This is a genomic window from Schumannella luteola, assembly GCF_013408685.1.
GTDB classification, from domain to species: Bacteria; Actinomycetota; Actinomycetes; order Actinomycetales; family Microbacteriaceae; genus Schumannella; species Schumannella luteola.
Genome location: NZ_JACBZY010000001.1, coordinates 929,507 through 951,067, shown reverse-complemented (window position 1 = coordinate 951,067; position 21,561 = coordinate 929,507). Strand labels below are relative to the sequence as shown.

At 72.7% G+C, this 21,561-nt stretch carries 18 protein-coding genes; 15 read left to right on the top strand and 3 right to left on the bottom strand.

Annotated elements, in window-relative coordinates; genetic code table 11:
* Positions 1 to 188 precede the first annotated feature (188 nt).
* The 8 genes from bla (at position 189) to BJ979_RS04245 (ending at position 8,611) form a co-directional block, all read left to right on the top strand.
* On the top strand, positions 189 to 1,154 hold the full coding sequence (gene bla / locus BJ979_RS04280; RefSeq protein ID WP_179565527.1) for a class A beta-lactamase: 966 nt from the start codon (positions 189 to 191) through the stop codon (positions 1,152 to 1,154).
* Positions 1,155 to 1,251: 97 nt separating this feature from the next.
* On the top strand, positions 1,252 to 2,661 hold the full coding sequence (locus BJ979_RS04275; protein ID WP_179565525.1) for a sensor histidine kinase: 1,410 nt from the start codon (positions 1,252 to 1,254) through the stop codon (positions 2,659 to 2,661).
* Positions 2,658 to 3,566 carry a response regulator gene (locus BJ979_RS04270; protein WP_425502457.1) on the top strand — a complete coding sequence of 303 codons (909 nt, stop codon included), beginning with the start codon at positions 2,658 to 2,660 and terminating at the stop codon, positions 3,564 to 3,566. Before BJ979_RS04275 ends, BJ979_RS04270 begins: the two co-directional genes overlap by 4 nt.
* Before the next feature lie 387 nt (positions 3,567 to 3,953).
* Positions 3,954 to 4,838 (top strand): ABC transporter ATP-binding protein, encoded by an 885-nt coding sequence (locus BJ979_RS04265; protein ID WP_179565523.1) that lies wholly within the window; start codon positions 3,954 to 3,956, stop codon positions 4,836 to 4,838.
* Complete coding sequence (locus tag BJ979_RS04260; protein ID WP_179565521.1) at positions 4,835 to 5,974, top strand: ABC transporter permease; 1,140 nt, start codon at positions 4,835 to 4,837, stop codon at positions 5,972 to 5,974. The genes BJ979_RS04265 and BJ979_RS04260 overlap by 4 nt, the downstream gene beginning before the upstream one ends.
* A gap of 87 nt (positions 5,975 to 6,061) precedes the next feature.
* Positions 6,062 to 6,466, top strand: coding sequence for a PPOX class F420-dependent oxidoreductase (locus BJ979_RS04255; protein WP_343046591.1), 405 nt, complete (start codon positions 6,062 to 6,064; stop codon positions 6,464 to 6,466).
* Between the two features lie 181 nt (positions 6,467 to 6,647).
* Positions 6,648 to 7,748: a threonine aldolase family protein gene (locus BJ979_RS04250; protein ID WP_179565519.1), complete on the top strand. Its 1,101-nt coding sequence runs from the start codon at positions 6,648 to 6,650 to the stop codon at positions 7,746 to 7,748.
* A 224-nt stretch (positions 7,749 to 7,972) separates the two neighbouring features.
* Positions 7,973 to 8,611, top strand: coding sequence for a VanZ family protein (locus BJ979_RS04245; protein WP_179565517.1), 639 nt, complete (start codon positions 7,973 to 7,975; stop codon positions 8,609 to 8,611).
* A 63-nt stretch (positions 8,612 to 8,674) separates the two neighbouring features.
* Here the strand turns inward: BJ979_RS04245 and BJ979_RS04240 are convergent, their stop codons facing one another.
* From BJ979_RS04240 to BJ979_RS04230, 3 genes are all read right to left on the bottom strand, one after another.
* Positions 8,675 to 10,231 carry an amino acid permease gene (locus tag BJ979_RS04240; protein WP_425502503.1) on the bottom strand — a complete coding sequence of 519 codons (1,557 nt, stop codon included), beginning with the start codon at positions 10,229 to 10,231 and terminating at the stop codon, positions 8,675 to 8,677.
* Between the two features lie 304 nt (positions 10,232 to 10,535).
* On the bottom strand, positions 10,536 to 11,582 hold the full coding sequence (locus BJ979_RS04235) for a PfkB family carbohydrate kinase (protein ID WP_179565513.1): 1,047 nt from the start codon (positions 11,580 to 11,582) through the stop codon (positions 10,536 to 10,538).
* A 44-nt stretch (positions 11,583 to 11,626) separates the two neighbouring features.
* The gene (locus tag BJ979_RS04230) at positions 11,627 to 12,283 is read right to left on the bottom strand and encodes a TetR/AcrR family transcriptional regulator (RefSeq protein ID WP_179565511.1); all 657 of its coding nucleotides are present in this window, start codon (positions 12,281 to 12,283) and stop codon (positions 11,627 to 11,629) included.
* Positions 12,284 to 12,422: 139 nt separating this feature from the next.
* Between BJ979_RS04230 and BJ979_RS04225 the strand changes: the two genes are divergently transcribed.
* The 7 genes from BJ979_RS04225 (at position 12,423) to BJ979_RS04195 (ending at position 21,388) form a co-directional block, all read left to right on the top strand.
* The gene (locus tag BJ979_RS04225; protein WP_179565509.1) at positions 12,423 to 14,090 is read left to right on the top strand and encodes an MFS transporter; all 1,668 of its coding nucleotides are present in this window, start codon (positions 12,423 to 12,425) and stop codon (positions 14,088 to 14,090) included.
* A gap of 251 nt (positions 14,091 to 14,341) precedes the next feature.
* Positions 14,342 to 14,839 carry a hypothetical protein gene (locus BJ979_RS04220; protein WP_179565507.1) on the top strand — a complete coding sequence of 166 codons (498 nt, stop codon included), beginning with the start codon at positions 14,342 to 14,344 and terminating at the stop codon, positions 14,837 to 14,839.
* Positions 14,840 to 14,885: 46 nt separating this feature from the next.
* Positions 14,886 to 16,586 (top strand): long-chain-fatty-acid--CoA ligase, encoded by a 1,701-nt coding sequence (locus BJ979_RS04215; protein ID WP_179565505.1) that lies wholly within the window; start codon positions 14,886 to 14,888, stop codon positions 16,584 to 16,586.
* A gap of 258 nt (positions 16,587 to 16,844) precedes the next feature.
* Positions 16,845 to 17,849, top strand: coding sequence for an LLM class F420-dependent oxidoreductase (locus tag BJ979_RS04210; RefSeq protein ID WP_179565503.1), 1,005 nt, complete (start codon positions 16,845 to 16,847; stop codon positions 17,847 to 17,849).
* Positions 17,850 to 18,191: 342 nt separating this feature from the next.
* Complete coding sequence (locus tag BJ979_RS04205; protein WP_179565501.1) at positions 18,192 to 19,220, top strand: ABC transporter ATP-binding protein; 1,029 nt, start codon at positions 18,192 to 18,194, stop codon at positions 19,218 to 19,220.
* Entirely contained in the window at positions 19,217 to 20,119 is a 903-nt protein-coding gene (locus tag BJ979_RS04200) for an ABC transporter permease (RefSeq protein ID WP_179565499.1), read from the top strand. The genes BJ979_RS04205 and BJ979_RS04200 overlap by 4 nt, the downstream gene beginning before the upstream one ends.
* Positions 20,120 to 21,388 carry a sensor histidine kinase gene (locus tag BJ979_RS04195; protein WP_179565497.1) on the top strand — a complete coding sequence of 423 codons (1,269 nt, stop codon included), beginning with the start codon at positions 20,120 to 20,122 and terminating at the stop codon, positions 21,386 to 21,388.
* The last annotated feature ends 173 nt before the right edge of the window (positions 21,389 to 21,561 follow it).

Below are 21,561 nucleotides of genomic sequence, written 5' to 3'. Positions count from 1 at the left end.
GGGATGTGGGCCGGGCCCGGGAGACGGGAGACGGGAGCCCGGATTCGGGTGCAGGCAGTCGGGGCGCCGGATTCGGGCCCCGGCAGTCGGGGCGCCGGATTCGGCTGTGCGGGCGGTGCCGTCGTGGCCCCACTCACGCCGATGGCGGCTGTCGGGTGGCGCGGAGGTGGGCGTGCTGAGGATGGGGGATGCGCCACCACCGCTCCGCCCTTCTCGCCGCACCCGTGCTCGTTGCTCTGCTGGCGGGATGTGCGACGGCCGCGCCGGCGGATGCGACGCCGGCGGCGGACGCGAGTCGCGCATCCACGGCCGCCGCCGACTCGACGGGCTCGACCGAGCAGCACGGCCGCGCGACCGCACTCGACCTCGCGGCACTCGAGCAGCGGTACGGCGCCCGGCTCGGCGTGATCGCGACCGACACCGCCACCGGACGCTCCGTCACCTGGAACGCCGACGCCCGCTTCGCGCACGCCTCGACGCTCAAGGCGCTCGCGGCCGGACTCGTGCTGCGGCGCGAGGGTGTCGCGGCACTCGATGACCCGGTCGCGATCCCGTCCGCTCCGCTGATCGACTACTCCCCCGTCACCGAGCAGCACGCCGGCGGCACCATGACCCTCGGCGAGGTCGCGGCGGCGGCCGTCGAGCTGAGCGACAACACGGCCGGCAACCTGCTGTTCGAACGGCTCGGCGGAGTGGATGCGCTGCAGCGCGAGCTGCGGAAGCTCGGCGACCGCACGACGCGCGTCGACCGCACCGAGCCCGAGCTGAACACGGCGACGCCGGGAGATCCGCGCGACACGAGCACGCCGCGGGCGCTCGTGGCCGACCTGCGCGCGCTCACGCTCGGCGGACGCGGCGCCGCGCTGAAGCAGCCGGAGCGCGCGGCTCTGCTCGGCTGGCTCGACCGTTCGCAGACCGGATCGACGCTGATCCGCGCCGGGCTGCCGGCGGGATGGACGGCCGGCGACAAGTCCGGTGCCGCCGGCTACGGCACGCGCAACGACCTCGCGGTCGTGCATCCGCCGAACGGGGCCGCCCCGATCGTGATCGCGGTGCTCAGCTCGCGCGACGCGACCGGCGACCCCGACGCCGACTACGACGACGCGCTGATCGCCGCCGCGGCGAGCGCCGCCCTCGCGGCGCTGCGCACCTGACCGCCGTGCACACCCCCCGATCGATCGAGGCCCGGAATGCCACCGGCTCCGCCGCGAGAGGGAGGCGCCGCGCATCCGCCCTCCCTACCCTGGTGAGGTGAGCGACACTCCCGATCAGTCCGGCTGGCGGCGGCCCGCGCCGACACGCGCCGACCTGCGGATCGACGCCGCGGTCGCGCTGGGGCTGCTCGTCGCCTGCGCGCTCAGCGTCGGGCTCTACGCCGTCGCCGGCCTCTACCCCGAGCCCGCGCCCGGCTGGCTGTCGACGATCTGGATGGTCGTGGTGACGGTGCCGCTGGCGGCGCGGCGCAAGTGGCCCGTCCTCGTCGCGGTCGTGATCGCGGTCGCGTTCATCGGCGGGCAGCTGCTGCACGTGCCGGAGGCGCTGATCGGCAACATCGCGCTGTTCCTGGCGATCTGCTCGGTCGGCGCATGGTCGGCGAACCGGCGCGCGGCGATGCTGTCGCGGCTGGTGATCACGGCCGGGATGCTGATCTGGCTGGTCGTGTCGCTGTTCATCACGGCGACCGATCCGACGGCCCTGCCCGGCTTCTCACGGGTCGGCGCGCTGTCGCCGCTGGTGGCGTTCTCGCTGCTGCAGATCATCACGAACATCCTCTATTTCGGCGGCGCCTACCTCTTCGGCGAGCGCGCCTGGATCTCGGCCCGCGAGCGATCCGACCTCGAGCAGCGCACCGCCGAGCTGGAGCGCGAGCGCGAGCGCACGGCCGCGCAGGCGGTCGCGCTCGATCGGGTGCGCATCGCCCGCGAGCTGCACGACGTGGTGGCGCATCACGTGTCGGTCATGGGCATCCAGGCGGGGGCGGCGCGCGTGACGCTCGACGCCGATCCGACCGCGGCCCGCGCGGCGCTCGGCGTGGTCGAAGACACCTCGCGCACCGCGATCGACGAGCTGCGCAAGATGCTCACGACCCTGCGCGACAGCGACACCGGTCCGGTGGATGCGGTGGGCGGCGCGGTCGGCACCGCCCCCTCGGCGCTCGGCGTCGGCGGCATCCCCGCGCTCGTCGAGGAGTCGACGACGACCGGACTGCCGACCGTCTTCGAGGTCGTGGGCGCACCGCGGTCGCTGCCGGCGGTCGTGAGCCTGAACCTGTTCCGCATCGCGCAGGAGTCGCTGACGAACGTGCGCAAGCACGCCGGGCCCGAGGCGACCGCCGACGTGCGACTGCGCTACCTGCCCGAGACCATCGAGCTCGAGATCGGCAACACCGGCTCGGTCGCCGCTCGTCGGTCGACCGGCGGACTCGGCCAGATCGGGATGCGCGAGCGCGTCGCCGCGAGCGGCGGCTTCCTCGAGGCGGGGCCGCGGTCGCGCGGCGGGTATCTCGTGCGGGCGGTCGTGCCGGTCGCGAGCGGGGCGCCGGTCGTGGGAAGCCCTTCCGCCTCCCCGGTTGACGGCACCGCTCCATCCAGCGGCGAGGCCTCCGCCGCACCCACCGGGCCCAGCGCATCCACCCCCGAGCCGACGGAGAGCCGACCGTGAGCGACCCCGTGACCGCACCTGCCGCATCCACGCCGCCCGCCGCATCCGCCCCGCCCGCCTCGAGCGCCGTGCGCGTGCTGCTCGTCGATGATCAGGAGCTCGTGCGCACCGGATTCCGCGCGATCCTGTCGGCGCAGCCCGGCGTCGAGGTCATCGGCGAGGCCGGCGACGGGATCGCGGCCGTCAGCGCCGCCGCCGAGCTCGACCCCGACGTGATCTGCATGGACGTGCAGATGCCCGGAATCGACGGCCTCGAGGCGACCCGCCGCATCGTCGACGCCGGGTCGCGCGCCGCCATCCTCGTGCTCACGACCTTCGACAGCGACGACTACCTGTTCCGGGCCCTGGCCGCGGGCGCGAGCGGGTTCCTGCTCAAGACCGCGCGGCCCGAGCACCTGGCCGAGGCCGTGCGCGTGCTCGCGGCCGGGGATGCGCTGCTCTCGCCCGAGGTGACCCGGCGGGTGATCGAGCGCTTCGGCGCGGGCGTCCGCGCGGGCGGGGCGGATGCGGCGGGAGGTCGGTTCGGCGCCGGAGCGGCCGAGCTGGCCGGGTCGGGCGCGGCAGGGCCGGGCGCGGTAGGGCCGGACGCGGTCGCACCGGGCGACGGACGCGAGGCGACGCGGCCGAGCGCCGGACCCGACGCCGACGCCCACGCCGGCGCCGACGCGCCTCGCGCATCCACCGTCCTGCCGCCGGAGGCCGCCCTGCTCACCGAGCGCGAGGCGGAGGTGCTCGGGCACGTCGCCCGCGGACTCTCGAACGCCGAGATCGCGGCCGAGCTGGTGGTCGGCGAGGCGACCGTGAAGACGCACGTGTCGAACGTGCTGCTCAAGCTCCGCGTGCGCGACCGCGTGCAGGCTGTCGTCTGGGCCTACGACTCGGGCTTCGTCGCGCCGTCCGCCTGACCGCCCCCGCCCCGCGAGTCGCCTGACCAGCGTCCACCCTGACCCGCGAACATCTCCGACCTGGGTGGCCAGAAAGCACACGTGCGCCCGGCGTGTCGCGTGCACTTCGTGGCCACCCACGCCCGTCCCCGGCGCTGGGTGGCCAGAGAACACACGCCCGCCCGGCGTGTCGCGTGCACTTCATGGCCACCCACGCGATCGCCGCACTCATCCCCCACTCCCGCCCGCGCTCATCCCCACCCACCGGTGCCGGCGGCGGGGAGGCGCACCCGCGCGAACCGTGCCCCGCGCCTCCCCCCTGAGGGGGAGAGACCCCGGGGCGCGCTCGGGCGAGAGACCCGACCCAGGGCTGAGGCGCGAGGCACCCGACATCCGTAGCGTCGAAGCATGCTCGAAGTCAGAGGACTCCAGAAGAGGTACGGAAGCCGCACCGTGCTCGACGACGTCGGATTCGATGTGGTCGAGGGCCGCATGACCGGCTTCGTCGGCGGCAACGGCGCCGGCAAGACCACGACGATGCGCATCATCCTCGGTGTGCTGGATGCGGATGCCGGCACGGTCGCGCTCGACGGCGCCCGTCTCGGTGCGGGTGACCGCCGCCGCTTCGGCTACATGCCCGAAGAGCGCGGCCTCTACCCGAAGATGAAGCTCACCGAGCAGCTCGTCTACCTCGCACGGCTGCACGGCTTCGACCCCGCCGGCGCGAAGCACAACGCCGACGAGCTGATCGACCAGCTCGGGCTCGGCGAGCGCCGCGACGACGAGATCGAGAAGCTCAGCCTCGGCAACCAGCAGCGCGCGCAGATCGCCGCCGCGCTCGTGCACCGGCCCGAGGTGCTGATCCTCGACGAGCCGTTCTCGGGCCTCGACCCGCTCGCCGTCGACACCGTCGTGGGCGTGCTCAAGGATCGCGCGCAGGCCGGGGTTCCCGTGCTGTTCTCGAGCCACCAGCTCGACATCGTCGAGCGCCTCTGCGACGACCTGGTGATCATCGCCGGCGGCACGATCCGCGCCTCCGGCTCGACCGCCGAGCTGCGCCAGCAGCACTCCGGGCTGCGCTACGAGCTGCTCGGATCGGCCGACGCGGGCTGGCTGCGCGAGCAGCCCGGCATCCACGTCGTCGAGTTCGACGCCGGCTTCGCCGTGTTCGACGCCGACAGCGAGGCGGCCGTGCAGACCGTGCTGCGCGAGGCGGTCAGCCGCGGGGATGTCGTCACCTTCGCCCGCCAGCAGCGTTCCCTCGCGCAGATCTTCAAGGAGGTCATCCAGTGAGCACCGCCACCGCATCCCCCGCCCGCCCCGCAGCCGCCGGCCCCGGCCGGGCGCCCTCCTCCCCGAGCCTCGCGCAGGCCGCCGGCCTCGTCGCCGGCCGCGAGATCCGCGCCCGCCTGCGCAGCAAGGCGTTCCTGATCTCGACCGGCATCCTGCTGCTGCTCGTGCTCGGCGGCATCATCGCCAGCAACCTGATCGGCGCGAACGCCGGTCCGACCAAGGTCGCCGTCGTCGGCCAGGCGCAGCAGCTGCTCGACGGGCAGAAGGGCCTCGCCGTCACGGATGCCGCCGACCGCGCCGCCGCCGAGAAGCTCGTGGAGTCGGGCGAGGTGGATGCGGCGATCGTGCCTGACGCGACCTCGCCGACGAAACTGACCATCGTCGCGAACGACGAGGCGCCCGGCTCGCTCGTGCAGCAGCTCAGCGTGACGCCGAAGGTGACGCTGCTCGATCCCGATGCGAAGGACGGCAACCTGCGCTACCTCGTGGCGCTCGCCTTCGGCATCGTGTTCTTCTCCGCCGCGATGACCTTCGGGCAGACGATCGCCCAGTCGGTGGTCGAAGAGAAGTCGACGCGCGTGATCGAGATCCTCGTCGCCGCGGTGCCGGCTCGCGCCCTCATGGCGGGCAAGGTGCTCGGCTCGTCGGTGCTGGCCTTCGGGCAGATCGCGTTGATCGCCGCGGCGGGGGTGGTCGGGCTGACCGTGACGGGTCAGACCGAGATCCTGCAGCTGCTCGGCGCTCCGCTGGTGTGGTTCGTGGTGTTCTTCGTCTTCGGCTTCGTGCTGCTGGCATCCCTGTTCGCGGCGACCGGCGCGATGGTCTCCCGTCAGGAGGACATCGGCTCGACCACGACCCCGGTGACGATGCTCGTGATGCTGCCGTACTTCGCGATCGTCTTCTTCAACAGCAACGCGCTCGTCGTGAGCGTGATGTCGTACGTGCCGTTCTCGGCCGCGATCGGCATGCCGCTGCGGCTCTTCCTCGGCGACGCGCAGTGGTGGGAGCCGCTGATCGCCCTGGTCGTGCTGATCGCGTCGACGCTCGTGGTGCTCGCGATCGGATCGCGCATCTATGAGAACTCGCTGCTCAAGCTCGGCGCCCGCGTCGAGTGGAAGGACGCGCTGCGCAAGTAGGCGGTGTCCGTTCGTCGTGACGAACAGCGACGGAACATAGGCGGATGCGCGCTCGGCTTCGGGCGCGCATCCACCTATGTTCGTGGGGTGCCCGAATCCTCGCCGCTGCTGTCGCTCGCCTCGACCCCGTTCGTCGCGCTGACGACGTTCCGCAAGAACGGGGAGGGCGTGTCGACCCCGGTGTGGATCGCGCGCGACGAGGATGCGCTGGTCGTCATCACCCCGCTCGGCACCGGCAAGCTCAAGCGGCTGCGCAACGACGGCCGGGTGACGGTGCAGCCGTGCGGGCGCAGCGGCACGGTGAAGCCGGACGCCCCGCTGGTCGAGGCGCGCGCGACCGTCAGCTCGGAGCCGGGCGACGTCGAGCGAGCGACCGCCGCCGTGCGGGCGAAGTACGGCGCCGAATACCACGTCGTGATGTTCATCGAGCGGCTCTTCGCGCGCGGACTCGGCGCGAACAAGCCGCGCGCCGTCATCCGCATCACCGCCTGACCTCGCCGGCGAACCCGCCGCACCTGACCGCGCCGATCGGCCCGCCCACCTGACGCCGCCGACTGACCCCGTGCACGGAAGCGGCTCAGCGACCCCGCGAAGCGATATTGCGCCTCGACCCCCGCGCACAGCCGTTTCCGTGCACGCCGCACACGATGCCGCCGCGCCTCGCGATGCCAGGATGGATGCCGTGACCGAGCGCCTGCATGACCCCGACTACCGCGGATTCGCCAGCGACAACTACGCGGGCATCCACCCCGAGGTGCTGGTGGCCATCGCCGCCGCCAACGAGGGCCACCAGGTCGCCTACGGCGAAGACGTCTACACCGAGCGTCTCGGCGAGGTCATCCGCCGCGAGTTCGGCGACGACGCCGAGGTCTTCCCGGTGTTCAACGGCACCGGCGCGAACGTCGTGTCGCTGAAGTCGATCCTGCCGCCGTGGGGCGCCGTGATCGGCACCGCGAACGCGCACATCCACACCGACGAGGGCGGCGCGCCCGAGCGCATCGCCGGCGTGAAGATCTACCCGGTGCCGGTTCCGCACGGCAAGCTCACCCCCGAGCTCATCGCGACCGAGGCGTGGGGCTGGGGCGACGAGCACCGCGCGCAGCCGCTCGCCGTCAGCATCACCCAGTCGACCGAGCTCGGCACCGTCTACACGCCCGAGGAGGTGCGCGCGGTCGCCGACTACGCGCACGGCAACGGCATGGCCGTGCACATGGACGGCGCGCGGCTCTGGAACGCGGCCGCCGCCCTGGGCGTTCCGTTCCGCGAGTTCACGAGCGAGGCCGGCGTCGACATCCTCAGCCTCGGCGGCACCAAGAACGGACTGCTCGGCGTCGAGGCGATCGTGCTGATCGACCCGCAGGCCGGCACCGGCCTGAAGTACCTGCGCAAGCTGTCGATGCAGCTGAGCAGCAAGATGCGCTTCGCGAGCGCGCAGCTGCTGGCCCTGTTCGAGGATGCGGGCGACGGCTCGGGCGACTCGCTCGGCATCCGCTCGGCGAAGCACGCGAACGCGATGGCGGCGCTGCTGCGGTCGAAGCTGGATGCGGGCGTCGCCGACGGCTCGATCCGGGGCCTCGGCTTCAGCCAGGAGACGCAGGCGAACGCGGTGTTCGCCGAGCTCGCGCCGGAGTCGGCCGACCGCATCCGCGAGAAGGTGCGCTTCTACGACTGGGACCGCTCGCTCGGCCAGGTGCGCTGGATGACCGCGTGGGACACCACCGAGGCCGACATCGACCGCTTCGTCGCGGCGGTGCGCGAGGAGCTCGGGGCGTAGGTCGGGGGTTCGCCCGCGGGCGTCGCGTCGGGTCGCGCTGGTCGCCCGGTCGCGCTGGTCCACCGGTCGCGCCGGTCGTCGATCGAGCCCCGCTGGAGTACCGGACGCCGGATCATCCTCCGGGCGCGCCGCGTCATCCTGTGCGCTGACGCACACCGCGCACCGGTCCGCTGGAATCGGGGCATGACCTCGACGACTCGGCTTGCGGCCGCGGCACTCCGCGCATGACTCTCGAGATCCCGGCGATGCCGGTGCTCGTGCCGCTCGGCGCGATCGTGTTCGCGCTGCTGCTCGGGAGGCTTCGGCGCGGCGGTCGGATGACCGTCCCGCGCGCCGTGCTGGCGGCCGCGCTGGTCGTCTACGGCACCGGCGTGCTGCGCTCGACGCTGCTTCCGGCCGACATCGTCATCGGCTCGGCCCGCCACGACCTCCCGCCGATCGCGGTGCTCGTGAACCTCGTGCCGTTCGTCGACGTGCCGGCCGATCCGAGCGGGATGCTGCTCAACATCCTGATGTTCACGGCCGCCGGCGTGCTGCTGCCGCTCGTGCTGCGGCGCCCGACGGCGGCGCGCGTGATCCTCGTCGCCTTCGCGCTGAGCCTCGGCATCGAGCTGACCCAGCTGCTCGGCGACCTCACCATCAGCACCGGCCGCATCTTCGAGCTCGATGACCTCATCGGCAACACCGTGGGCGCGGCGCTCGGGCTCGGGGCGTTCCGCCTCGCGACGCGAGTGCCCGCGATCGGGCGGATGGCGGCGGCTCTGGCCTGGCCGGATACCGCCGCGGCTGCGGGTGCGACGACGAGCGCGCCCGCTGCGGCGGCCGCCGCATCCACATCCGCCGCCACCCGCACCGGCGCATGACGAGGGGCCCGGGTCGATCGATCCGGGCCCCCATCCGACTCCGCCGAGGCGGGCCGTCGAGCGTCAGCGCTTGTCGCGCGTGGCGTCGAAGTTGGGACGCTCGGCGCGCACCGAGAACGCACCCGTGTAGCCCTCACGGATACGCGCGGCCTCCAGGATGCGCTTGCGCTGCAGGAACCAGCCGAGGATCAGCAGCGGGATGAGCACCACGAGCGACGCGAGCACCCAGCGTCCGGACTCGCTGAACGCCTCGCTGACCAGCACGAAGGCGAGGAATGCGAGCGTCAGGTAGGCCGTGAACGGCGCCCCGAACAGCCGGAAGTGCGGCCGCGTCGCCTTGCCTTGCTTCGACCACCTCTGCAGCTGGATCTGACAGATCATGATCGTGGCCCATCCGCCGATGATGCCCAGCGCGGCGACGTCGAGCACGACCTTGAACGCCTCGCTCGCACCCAGCCAGGCGTTGAGGCCGATGCCGAGCAGCGCGATCCCCGCGGTCAGCAGGATGCCGCCGTAGGGCACGCCCGCCTTGTTCATCACTCCGGTGAACTTCGGTGCCGAGCCGTTGGCTGACATGGAGCGCAGGATGCGTCCGGTCGAGTAGAGCCCCGCGTTGAGGCTCGACAGAGCTGCCGTCAGCACGACGAAGTTCATGATCGAGGCGATCGTATTGCTGAGTTCCTTGCCGCCGACGTGCGAGAAGAACGTGACGAAGGGGGACTCGTTCGCGCCGTACTGCGTGTAGGGCAGGAGGAACGAGAGCAGCAGCACCGAGCCGACGTAGAAGATCGCGATGCGCACGATGACCGTGTTGACGGCCTTCGGCATGACCTTCGCCGGCTCCTTCGTCTCGCCCGCGGCGGTGCCGACGAGCTCGATCGCGGCGTAGGCGAAGACGACGCCGGTGATGGCGAGTACTCCCGGTATCGCTCCGAGCGGGAAGAACCCGCCGTTCTCGGAGATCACGCTGATACCGGTCGGGCCGACATCCGTCTTGCCGACGAAGATCAGGAACACGATGCCGACCACGAGGAAGGCGATGAGCGCGGTGACCTTGATGAGCGCGAACCAGAACTCCATCTCGCCGAAGACCTTCACCGAGACGAGGTTGAGGCCGAGCACCAGTGCGAGCGCTACGAGCGAGGTGATCCAGGTCGGGAAGTCGGCCAGCCACGGCAGGTAGATCTTCCAGAACTGCACATAGAGCGCGACCGCGGTCACGTCGACGATCGCGGTCGTCGCCCAGTTGAGGAAGTAGAGCCAGCCGGCGCCGTAGGCGACCTTCTCGCCGAAGAACTCGCGGGCGTAGCTGACGAACGAGCCCGACGAGGGGCGGTGCAGCACGAGCTCGCCGAGCGCGCGCAGGATGAGGAACGCGAAGAAGCCGCAGACCAGGTAGACGATCGCGAGCGCGGGGCCGGCGTCGTGCAGGCGTCCGCCGGCGCCGAGGAACAGGCCGGTGCCGATCGCGCCGCCGATGGCGATCATCTGGATCTGCCGGGGCTTGAGCGACTTGTGGTAACCCGCATCCTCGCTGTCGAACTCGTGCTCGGCGTGGCCGCGGTCGCCCGTCGTCTCGCGCTCGTTCTCGAGGCGGTCGGCGAGGTCGGCGACCTCCACGTCACGGTGCCGTTCGGGGCTGGGCGTGCTCGCCGGGCCGGAGGTGCCGCTGGGCACGCCACCGGGGGCGCCGTTCGCTCCGGCGCCGTTTCCGGGCACGCCAGAGCCTCTGTCTTCGTCGGTCACGCGGGGTCCTCTCTGCAGGGATGGGCCCGCCGGAGGGACGGGCCGTTCGGAGCTTCGGGTGAGCCGTGAAGACACGTTAGACCCGTGCATGCGCCGCGCGCGATTCCCGAGCACCCCGCGCACAGGCGACCCGAGGGTGAGCTCTCCGCCGCCCGCACGGCGCGCGGCGGCGCTTCGGTCAGGCGTCGGCGAGCAGCGCGTCGACCACGGGTGCCGCGAGCGACGGGTTGCGGGCGCCGCGCACCGTGACCGCGAGCGCCGCCGCCGCGGTCGCGCGGCGCGCGGCGGCGGTGAGCGCGGCGAGGTCGAGGGATGCGGCGTCCTGCCCGCGAGAGCCGGATGCGCCTGCGGCGAGCCCCGCCGCCAGCGCTCCTAGGAAGGCGTCGCCGGCGCCGACGGTGTCGACCGCATCCACCTCGAAGGCCGGCAGGTGCGCGGTCGCGCCGCCGGTGCGCAGCAGCACGCCGCCGGAGCCGAGCGTGACGATCACGTGCCGGGGAGCTCCGGCCGAGGATCCCCCCGGCGCTCCGAAGGCGGAGTCGGCGAGCGCCCGCTCGGCGGCGGCGCGGTCAGCGGGCTCGGGGATGCCGAGCAGCTCACCGAGCTCGAGCCGGTTCACGACGAGCACGTCGATCCGCGCGAGCAGCTCGGGTGCGACGGCACGCCACGGCGAGGGGTTCAGCACCACGAGTGACCGTCCGGCCCACCGCTCGACCGCCGCCGCGACAACCTCGGCCGGCACCTCGTGCTGCAGCGCGACGACCCTCGGCGCGGCGGCCGCGGGCTCGTCGAGGGCCCGCACGTGGTCCGCCGACAGCAGCGCGTTCGCGCCGGGTGCGATCACGATCGCGTTGTCGGCCGGGGTCACGAGCAGCACGGCCGTTCCGGTGAGGGCGTCGGGGATGCGAACGAGCGTCGCGAGGTCGACCCCGGCATCCACCAGGTCGGCCAGGGCTTCGTCGGCGTCGCGCCCGACAGCCGCGAGCAGCGCCGTGCGCGCCCCGAGCTGCGCCGCGGCGAGCGCCTGGTTCGCGCCCTTGCCGCCGCCGCTGCGCTGCGCATCGCGGCTCTCGATCGTCTCGCCGTCGCGCGGAAGCCGGTCGAGCACGAACCCGGTGTCGAGGTTGACCGAGCCGACCACGAGCACGTCGAGGGGGCCGGGTGCGTCGGGGTGCGTCGCGGCGGGGCGAGTCGCGGCGGGCTGAGCGGCAGCGGCGTCGGTCATGCGCTCACTGTCGCACGAGGCACGAGGTCGTCCACGAAGCGCGCTCAGCCGCGCGCCGGCACGCCCTCGACGATCGCGGCGAACAGGGCCTCGATGCGGGCGCGATGGTCGGCGGCGATCGTCTCCGTCTCGCGCTCCGTCGCGATGGCGAAGCCGTCGGGCCCGGTCTGCAGGTCCGCGGCGAGCAAGCGCTTCGCCGTGCCCACCATGACGCTCGCGTAGCCCTGCAGCAAGAAGGCGGCGAGCAGCACGGCGTCCCCCTCGAAGCGCGCGTCGGCGGCGAGCTCGGCCGCGAGCTGGGCCTGCAGCGACGCAGCGATCTCGAGGGCACGTGCCTGCAGCGCGGGCGACTCGGCGACCGTGCGATAGAAGCCGGGTGATCCGTGGGCCAGGCCCGAGAGCGGGGCGCGCGCGTCGGCGATCGCGAGCAGCGCATCCCGCAGCGCATCGACCGCGGCGACACCCTCGGCGCGGCCGCGCACCGCATCGCGCAGCAGCTCTTCGGCGTCGATCGTGCGGTCGAAGAACAGGTCCTCCTTGCGCGGGAAGTGCTTGAACACCGTCACGCTCGAGACCCCGGCCGCGCGGGCGATCTCGGCGACCGTCACGTCGTCGAAGCCGCGCTCGGCGAACAGCGGGGAGGCGGCTTCGGCGATCTTCACGCGCGTCTGCGGTCCGCCGCGGGGTGCGGTTCTGGGCATCCGGGACTCCTCGCTCTCCCCCGCCGCAACGGGATGCGTCGCCAGAGCGCGTCCCGCAGATCGGGACGAGCGAGCGGATACGCACGACGAGATCGTCGAACTTCTTGACTCACTATGCTTACTGACTTAACTTAGTGGCATGTCCTCCACTGAGACCACCGTAACCGGCGCCGTGGACGCCCCGGCCGACGCCGCCGCGGCGAGCGCCGCATCCATCTCCTCCCGCCGCGCCCCGCGCCGCCTGCGCGATGCCTGGATCGCCCTCGCCGGCCTCGCGGCGGTGTTCCTCTTCGAGATGCTCGACAACTCGATCCTCACCGTCGCGCTGCCCACGATCGGCCGCGAGCTGCACGCCTCGACCACCGCCCTGCAGTGGGTCACCGGCGCCTACGCCGTCGTCTTCGGCGGGCTCATGCTCGCCTTCGGCGCCGTCGCCGACCGTTTCGGCCGCCGTCGTCTCATGGTCATCGGCCTGGTGCTGCTCGCCCTCTCGAGCCTCGCCACCGTCTTCGTGCAGACGCCCGCCGAGCTCATCGCCGTGCGCCTCGCGATGGGCGTCGCCGCCGCGATGACCACGCCCGGATCGATGGCGCTCGCCTTCCGCCTCTTCGGCGACGACGCCCTGCGCGTGCGCGCCATCAACGTCATCTCGACCGTCGGACTCGTCGGCCTCGCCATCGGCCCCACCGCCGGTGGCCTCGTGCTCGGCGTCGCGCCGTGGCAGGTGCTGCTGCTCGTCAACGTGCCGGTCGCCGCGCTCGCGATCGTCGGCATCCTGCTCGGCGTCGAGCGCGACCGCGCGGCCGAGCTGCACCGCGACCCGATCGACGTGCTCGGCGCCCTGCTCGGCACCGCCACGATCACGCTCGCGCTCGTCGCGCCGACCCTGTTCGTCAGCGCCTTCGGTCCGGTGGATGCGGCGGGCGCGTCATCCGGTCACGGCTCGTCCGGCCACGCCGCTGCCGCCCACGCCGCCGCCTCATCCGTCGCCCCGTGGATGCCCTGGGCCGCGACAGCCGCCGCGCTCGCCTGCGCCGCGCTCTTCGTCGTGCGCCAGCGCACCGCCCGGCATCCGCTGCTCGACCTGAGCCTGCTCGCGCATCCCCTGGTGTCGAGCGGCCTCGCCTTCAAGGCCGCCGCGACCCTCGCCACCGCCGGCCTCGGCTATCTCGTCACCCTCCAGCTGCAGCTCGACTACGGGTGGCCGCCGGCCCTCGCCGCGCTCGGCATGCTGCCGCAGGTCGTGGTGCTGATCGCCGGCGGAGCCGCGATCCGTCCGCTCATGCAGCGTCTCGGACTCGACCGCATGGCGTGGATGAGCGCCGCAGCCGTCGTCGTCGGCCTCGCCGTCTACGCGCTGCTCGGTCACCTCGGCTACCCGTTCATCGCGCTCGCCCTCGTGCTCGTCGCGGCCGGGATGCGCGTGGTCGGCGTCGTCGCCGGCACGAACGTGATGCGCGGCCTGCCCGAGAGCCGCTCGACGATCGGCGCCGCCCTCGCCGACACCGCCGGCGAGGTCACGAACGGCGTCGGCATCGCGGTCGTCGGCACGATCCTCGCTGGCCTCTTCACCGGCTCGCTCACCGCCGGGCACTGGACGGCAGCGCAGACCGGGCAGTTCCACACGGCCGTGCAGCTCGGGGGCGGCGCGCTCGCGCTCATCGCCGGCCTGCTCGTCGCCGCCGGCTTCGTGCAGGCCAGCCGCGGCCGAGCGGCCGCCGCGACCGACGCATCCGCATCCGCATCCACATCCACCAACGGCACCGGCAACGGCACCGGCACCGACACCGGCACCGGCACCGACTGACCGGACCCCCGGCGACGATCGCCTCCTCGCAATTCAGGATCCGCGGCATCCCAATTCAGGACCGGGCCACGATCCCGCGCGATTCCGCCATCCGCCCGGCGTCCGATCCTGAATTGCGTCGGTTCGAGTCCTGAATTGTGAACAGACCACGAGCGGGATGCCGACGGCGGGGCGGCGGCAGAACACCGACGGGTCGCTGGCGGGTCACCGGCGGCAGGGTGGCGGGCGACTGGCGCGTTCCGATCCGCGACATGTTCGCGCCGACGCCCGCCCCGGGCGACGGCGGCGGCCGCGGAGCCGGTGCGGCCTCCGGAGCCACCGGTGCCGCCGGCGGCGACGCAGCCGACACCGGCGATGCCGCGCGCGGCGGTCTCAGCGAACGTCTCGGCGAGCGACTCGACTCGCTCGAGGCCCGCGCGGCCCGTCAGCAGGAGCAGCGCGACCGCGTGACCTCCGCGTGGCGCTGGCTCTACATCGGCGTCGGCGTGACCATCACCCTCGTCAGCATGCTGCTCGGCGGCGCGGGCACCGGCATCATGCTCGCCTACTGGTTCGGCGGCACGATCATCGCGATCGCGCTCATGCAGCTCGTGCTCGAACCCCGACTGGACGCGCGCTTCCCGCTCTCCCGCAGCCACGGCGAGCGCCGCCGCGCCGCCCGCGAGGCGAAGGCCGCCGCGAAGGATGACGCCGCGACCCGAGCGACCGCGAACCCGAGCGCCGCGAGCGTCCCCGCCGACGCCTCCTGACCTCTCCCTCGACCAGCCGTTTCCCGTTCTCTCGTAGGGTGAGCGGGTGAGCAACGACACGCCGCGACCCTGGCTCGACTCGTACGCCGAGGGCGTGCCGCACGAGATCGAGCACTCCGACGAGACGCTGGTGGAGCTGATCCGCTCCTCGGCGAAGGAGTTCCGCAACCGCACCGCCCTCGAGTTCTTCGGCGCCGAGACCACCTACGGCGAGCTGCGCGACCGCATCGACCGCGCCGCCGAGGGCCTGCGCAAGCTCGGCGTGCGCAAGGGCGACCCGGTCGCGATCGTGCTGCCGAACTGCCCGCAGCACGTGGTCGCGTTCTACGCGATCCTGCGGCTCGGCGCGATCGTCGTCGAGCACAACCCGCTCTACACGCCGCGCGAGCTGCGCCACCAGTTCGAGGATCACGAGGCGAAGGTCGTGATCGCCTGGGACAAGACGGTCGCGACCCTGCAGGACTTCCCGGTGGATGTCACGGCCGAGACGATCATCTCGGTCGACATCACGCGGGCGATGAAGGCGACCACCCGCGCCGCCCTGCGCCTGCCGATCGCGAAGGCGCGCAACGCCCGCGCCGACCTCACCACGAAGGTGCGCGGCACCGTCACGTGGGAGACCCTCGTCGACAACAAGCGCATCAAGAAGTCGGTGGCGGGTCCGACCGCCGAGGACACGGCCGTCATCCAGTACACCTCCGGCACGACCGGAACCCCGAAGGGCGCCGTGCTCACGCACCGCAACCTCACCGCGAACGCGGCCCAGTCGCGGGCGTGGGTTCCGCAGATCGAACGCGGAGACTGCGTCGTCTACGCGGTGCTGCCGCTGTTCCACGCCTACGGACTCACGCTCTGCCTCACCTTCGCGATGAGCATGGGCGCCCGCCTCGTGCTGTTCCCGAAGTTCGACCCCGACCTCGTGCTGCCGGTCATCAAGAAGCACCCGCCGACCTTCCTGCCGGCCGTGCCGCCGATCTACGAGCGTTTGACCGCCGCGGCCGCCGCCAAGAAGGTCGGGCTCGACGGCATCCAGATCTCCATCTCGGGCGCCATGCCGCTGTCGGAGAAGGTCGTCGAGCCCTGGGAGAAGGCCACGGGCGGCTACCTCGTCGAGGGCTACGGCCTCAGCGAGGCCTCGCCGGTCATCTCGGCCAACCCGGTCGCCGACAACCGCAAGGCCGCCACGATCGGGCTTCCGCTGCCGAGCACCGAGGTGCGCGTCGTCGACCGCGAAGACCCGACGCGCGAGGTCGGCGCGGGCGAAGACGGGGAGCTGCTCGTGCGCGGACCCCAGATCTTCCAGGGCTACTACCGCAAGCCCGAGCAGACGGCCGAGGTGTTCCTCGACGGCTGGTTCCGCACCGGCGACATCGTGCGCATCGACACCGAGGGCTTCATCAAGGTCGTCGACCGCGCCAAGGAGCTCATCATCACGGGCGGCTTCAACGTGTCGCCGAGCGAGGTCGAGGATGCGATCCGCAGCTTCGAGGGCGTCGCCGACGTCGCCGTGGTGGGCATCCCTGACGACCGCGACGGCGAGCACGTCGTCGCCGTCGTCGTGCCGAAGCCGGGCGAGACGGTCGACGAGGATGCGCTGCGCGCGCGGGCCCGCGAGCAGCTGACGCCCTACAAGGTGCCGCGCCAGGTCTTCATCTGGGACGAGCTGCCCAAGTCGCTCATCGGCAAGGTGCTGCGCAAGAAGGTGCGCGACGCGCTCGTCGAGGGCCGCGGCGGCGGCACCGCCTGACCCGCGTCGCGACGCGACCTCGAACGACCCCGGATGACGTCATCCGGGGTCGTTCTGCGTCATCCGCCGACCCCTCCCGTCACGGTGCGCCGCCGCCCGTCACCGTCGCTTCCGCTGGCGACGGACCCCTGCCTACGGTGCTGTCACGACTCGCGGGGGTCGGATGAGGTGCCGCTCCCAGCCCGGCCCCCGCGCACGTCGCTCCGGAGAGGCTGAGCCGACACCGGCCGGCAGGATGCGCGGAGTAGCGTGCGCCGCATGAGATTCGGCATCTTCATCCCCCAGGGCTGGCGTCACGACCTCATCGACATCGAGCCCGCCCAGCACTGGAACGTCATGAGCTCCCTCGCGTCCGCCGCCGACGCCGGGCCGTGGGAGTCGCTCTGGGTCTTCGACCACTTCCACCCGGTTCCGCAGCCGACCGACGAGGCCGTGCACGAGGCGTGGACGCTGATGGCGGCGTTCGCGGCATCCACCTCCCGCATCCGCCTCGGCCAGATGTGCACCTGCATGAGCTACCGCAACCCCGCCTACCTGGCGAAGGTCGCGGCGACGGTCGACATCGTCTCGGGCGGTCGCACCGAGATGGGCATCGGCGGCGGCTGGTACGAGCACGAGTGGCGCGCCTACGGCTACGGCTTCCCGTCGGCGGGCGAGCGCCTGGCGCGACTGGATGAGGGCGTGCAGATCTTCAAGCAGGCGTGGGAGACCGGCGAGGCGACCCTGAACGGCAAGCACTACCAGGTGGAGGGCGCGAAGGTGCGCCCGCAGCCGCTGCAGACGGTCGTCGACGGCCGACCCGGCATCCCGCTGTGGATCGCCGGCGGCGGCGAGAAGGTGACGCTGAAGATCGCCGCGAAGTACGCCCAGTACACGAATTTCGCCGGCGACGCGGAGACCTTCGAGCACAAGAGCAACCTGCTGCGCGAGCACTGCGCGAACGTCGGAACCGACTTCGACGCGATCACGCGCAGCTCGAACTTCCAGACCGTGATCGGCGCGAACGAGGCCGAGGTGAGCGAGCGCATCGACCGCATCGAGGCGCGCGTGAAGCCCTACCTGGGGGATGACGGCGCCGCCGCCTACGTCGCCGAGCTGCGGAACGGCGGGCAGCTGACGGGCACGCCCGAGCAGATCGTCGAGAAGCTGCAGGCGGCCTCCGCGCGCGGGCTCGGCTACGCGATCCACAACTTCCCCGAGTCGGCCTACGACCGCTCGGGCGTGGAGCTCTTCGAGCGCGAGGTCATCCCGGCGCTCGCCTGACCGGGACGACGCGCGGCGCGCCGGGCGTCGCGCGCCAGGCGCCGGGCGTCGGAAGCGGGGTCGCTCAACGGCCGGGCACTGCGGAGGCGCTCCGCTGTGCACAGAAGCCGCTCAGCGACCCGGCGGAGCCGTCATGCGGCTCGGCGGTGCTGCCGACCGGTTTCTGTGCACGGAAGCGTCTGAGAATCTCGATCGCCGCACAGTGATGCGCGATCCCGTCCCTCCGACGTCGCCGTGCGCGCGAGCGCTCGACTGCAAAGCTCCCGCATCCACCGATCGGGGGATGCGCGATCAACCGGCGCACGGCTGTTCGACGGGAGCGCGCGCGGCGACGCTGGGGGCATGAGCAGAGAGAGCAGCGCCAGCACCAGCACCTCCCGCGCCGCCGACCCGGTCGTGCGGGTGCGCGGACTCACGAAGCGCTACGCCGACCGCAACGCCGTCGACGGCATCGACTTCGACATCGAGCGCGGCGAGACCTTCGCCCTGCTGGGCCCGAACGGCGCCGGCAAGTCGACCACGATCGAGATCCTCGAGGGCTACCGCCGCCGCACCGGCGGCGAGGTCAGCGTGCTCGGTGTCGACCCGAGCCGGGGCCGCCTCGACTGGCGCTCGCGCCTCGGCATCGTGCTGCAGAGCTCGGGCGAGCCGGCCACCGGAACCGTGCGCCAGGAGCTGCGGCACCGCGCATCCTTCTATCCGAACCCGCGCGACGTCGACCAGACGATCGCCGCCGTCGGCCTCGACGAGAAGGCCGACACCCGCGTCGGGCGGCTCTCGGGTGGGCAGCAGCGTCGCCTGGATGTCGCGCTCGGCGTGATCGGACGCCCCGAGCTGCTCTTCCTCGACGAACCCACCACCGGCTTCGACCCCGAGGCGCGGCGGCAGTTCTGGCGGCTGATCCGCGAGCTGTCGGCCGAGGGCACGAGCATCCTGCTCACCACCCACTACCTCGACGAGGCAGCCCAGCTGGCGAGTCGGGCGGGCGTGATCGCGGGCGGGCGGATGCGCGCGCTCGGCCCGCTCGACGAGCTCGGCGGGGCGGCGGCGCGGGTTCCGATCGTGCGCTGGCGGGATGCCGCGGGCACCTTGCACGAGCAGCGCACCGAGCGCCCGGCCGGCCTGGTCGCGCACCTGCAGAGCGAGCTCGCGCGGGATGCGGCGGCCGGGTCGAGCGCCCGCGCCGCGACCGAGCTCGAGCCGCGCGGCCTCGAGGTCGTGCGCCCCAGCCTCGAAGACATCTACCTGCAGCTCATCGCCGAGGTCGAGCGCGAGGATGCGGCAGCGGTCTCCCCGGGTGCCCCGGGTGAGGCCGATACCGGCTCCGACGCCGATACCGATACCACCGACCCCGAGGAGGTGCTCGCATGAGCGCCGCGATCACTCCCGCGAACCGCACCCCGAACATCCCGAGCAGTCCGAGCGCCCCGGGAACCCCAGCCCGCCCCGGCGCCCTCGACCGCTCCCCCGCGCGCACCCTGCGCCTCGGCCTCGAGCGGGCGCGCTACGAGATCGCCAGCTACTTCCGGCGCCGTGACGCGCTCGTGTTCACGTTCCTGTTCCCGATCGTGATGATGTCGATCTTCTCGGCGGCGTTCGCGAACCTCAGCTTCGGGCCGGCGGGCTCGGAGATGAACGTCGCCCGCTACTACCTGCCGGCCATGCTGGCCGCGGGCATCCTGCTCAGCGGCGTGCAGAACCTCGGCGTCGACATCGCCGGGGAGCGCGGCGACGGCACCCTCAAGCGTCTCGCCGGAACCCCGCTGCCGGTCGCGAGCTACTTCATTGGCAAGCTCGGCCAGGCCCTGGTGACCGCGACCGCGCAGGCGGCGCTGCTCATCCTCGTCGCCCGTCTGGTGTTCGGCGTCGAGCTGCCGACCGAGCCGGGGCGCTGGCTGACCTTCGCGTGGGTGTTCCTGCTCGGCGTGCTGACGAGCGCGGTGCTCGGCATCGCGATCTCGCGACTGCCCCGCAGCGGGCGCAGCGCGACCGCGGTGATCGTGCCGGTGACGATCGTGCTGCAGTTCATCTCGGGCGTGTACCTGCAGTTCTCGCAGCTGCCGGAGTGGCTGCAGAACACGGCGAGCGTGTTCCCGCTGAAGTGGCTGGCGCAGGGGATGCGGTCGGTGTTCCTGCCCGACAGCTTCGAGTCGCTCGAGCAGGGCGGCAGCTGGCAGCTGCCCGAGGTCGCCCTCGTCTGCGGCATCTGGCTGGTCGCCGGTCTGGTGCTCTGCCGCCTCACCTTCCGCTGGATCCGCGAGGATGGCTGAATGAGGCACGTCGGGTGGACGATCGCGGTCGCGCTGATCGTCGGCGCCACCGCGGTCGTCTCCGCCCTGGTGCTCATCAGCTCGGGTGATCTCGCCGCCGGTGTCGGCGGCCTCGCACTGCGCGGACTCGTGAGCCTCGCCGCATCCCTTGTGCTGTTGACCTCGTGGTTCGCCTTCGGGCGCGACTGCGAGACGCGGCCGCGGCTGGCGCCGCTGCTGGTCGCCGTCGCGATCCTCTGGGCGGCCGCCGCGACGTGGATGAACCCCTCGCTCGCGAGCGTGCAGTGCCTCGCCTTCCCGCTGATCTGGATGGCGTCGCCCAGCCGCCGTCCCGCCATCGTCGCGAGCGCGGTGCTCGCGGTCGCGGTCGGGCTCGCGATGGCGTGGCCCGACTTCGTGGTCGGCGCGATCTCGATCCAGGCGATCTCGTTCGGCTTCGCCGTCGTCTTCGGACTCTGGATCTCGGGCATCGCCGACCAGAGCGAGCAGCGCCGGGTGCTGCTCGACGAGCTGCGGGCGACACAGGATGCGCTGGCCGCGGCGCACCGGGATGCCGGGGTCGCGAGCGAGCGCGAGCGGCTGGCCCGCGAGATCCACGACACAGTCGCGCAGGACCTGACCGGGCTCGTGCTGCTCGCCCAGCAGACCCGCCGTGAGCTGGAGCGCGGCACCGCCGGTCCGGATTCCGATGCCGCCGGTTCTGCCGGTTCCGCCGGTTCTGCCGGTTCTGCCAGCCCGGCGCCGGCTCTCGCCGCCGGGCTCGCCCGCCTCGACGCTCTCGAAGACGCCGCCCGCGCCGCGCTCGGCGAGGCCCGCGCGCTCGTCGCGAGCACCGCATCCCCGACACTCGAGGGCGGTCTCGCCCCGGCGATGCGCCGCCTCGCCGAGCGCTTCGAGCGCGAGACCGGGATCGCGGTCGAGGTGGATGTGCGGGTCGACGACGTCACGCTCGACCGCGACCGTGAGGTGGTGCTGATCCGCTGCGCGCAGGAGGCGCTCGCGAACGTGCGCAAGCACGCCGGCGCGACGCGGGTGCGTCTGACGCTGAGCACCCCGGCGGGCGATGCGACGACGACCCAAGCTGCCCCGTCACTCGCCCTCGAGGTGCACGACGACGGCGCCGGCTTCGACGCCGACGCACCGAGCCCGGGCTTCGGCCTCAGCGGCATGCGCGACCGGCTCGCCCTCGCCGGCGGCGCGCTCGCCGTCACGAGCGACGCCTCCGGAACCCGCCTGCGCGCGACCCTCCCGATCGGAGCCCCCGCATGACCCCGGACCCCGACCGCGCCCACGACAGCGCGACCCTCCCGATCGGAGCCCCCGCATGACCCCGGACCCCGACCGCGCCCACGACAGCGCGACCCTCCCGATCGGAGCCCCCGCATGACCCCGGACCCCGACCGCGCCCACGACAGCGCGACCCTCCCGATCGGAGCCCCCGC